The organism is Gillisia sp. CAL575 (assembly GCF_000403785.1).
Classification (GTDB): domain Bacteria; phylum Bacteroidota; class Bacteroidia; order Flavobacteriales; family Flavobacteriaceae; genus Gillisia.
This window is the reverse complement of the sequence record NZ_APHJ01000010.1, coordinates 1-1,041: the sequence shown is the minus strand read 5'-3', so window position 1 is coordinate 1,041 and position 1,041 is coordinate 1. Positions and strand designations below refer to the sequence as shown.

Genomic DNA, 1,041 nt, shown 5'->3' with positions numbered 1-1,041 from the left:
AGGATCTGGAGGCATCGTGAAAGATTTACCGCCAAAGAGATCGGTGCTGCAATGTATTTTCCAGCTTCTCTTGTGAATATCAATTCCTATGAATAACTTTGGTAATGCAGTAACTCGGGTTTCCATATCTTTAGTTTTTATAGTGATTATTAAAGATACTCGATTACTGCTTTTTCATGGATGCTAACAGCAAATAGCGGGTATTCGAACAAAAAGTGATATTTTAGAGACCAAGAAACAAACAACTAAGCCGACAAGTTTGCGTCCCTACTCCACGCCACTTGCGTTAAACAAGACCGTTGTGGTGCATTAAATCCAGCATGAAAGAGAGATTAATTATTTTATCTGATATATGGGGATTTCAAAAATCTGAGTGGATAAATTATTATTCAGATTTATTAAGTTCAGATTATAATATCAAATACTATGATTCTTGCGACTTAGGCGAAATTGAAATCAACTCTTCAAATGAGAATATTCGTCACCAACAGTTTATAAATAGCGGAATTGAAATAGCTGTAAAAAAACTCATTGAGTTTGAGAAAAAAGAGTGTAATATTTTGGCTTTCAGCATTGGAGGAACAATTGCTTGGAAAGCTGCATTAAACGGATTAAAAACTAAAAGCATTTATGCTGTTTCTTCAACCAGATTAAGATATGAAACAGAAAAACCTGATTGCAAAATAAAATTGATTTTTGGTGAAAAAGATGATTTTAAGCCTACTCCTGAATGGCTTGAAAAACTTCATTTGACAAATGAAATAATTGAAAATGGAACTCATCAAATTTATACAGAAAAAAAACATTCAATTAAAATTTGTGAATCAATGCAACGCACCACAACATCGTTTCCTATGAAAAGCAATAACCTTATTTCTTAAAGATAATATTTTAATTTCTCTTATTTCATACTTATAATATTTTAACGTGTTGAATTTTTGATGAAGCTTTGCTTCAGTAAGAATTCAACACAAAAATAACCTGCTCAGCATCCTATTTGTGGTCACTTCTTGAGTGCCACCAGCATCACTATGATTGTGG

At 32.4% G+C, this 1,041-nt stretch carries 1 protein-coding gene; it reads left to right on the top strand.

Translation table 11 applies throughout. The features are described from left to right. Positions 1–320 precede the first annotated feature (320 nt). Positions 321–881 carry an alpha/beta hydrolase gene (locus tag I130_RS00090; protein ID WP_198012016.1) on the top strand — a complete coding sequence of 187 codons (561 nt, stop codon included), beginning with the start codon at positions 321–323 and terminating at the stop codon, positions 879–881. Positions 882–1,041: the final 160 nt, after the last annotated feature.

Coding starts and splice junctions, on each gene's coding strand:
- I130_RS00090 (WP_198012016.1), top strand. CDS start 321: ATGAAAGAGAGATTAATTATTTTATCTGATATATGGGGATTTCAAAAA.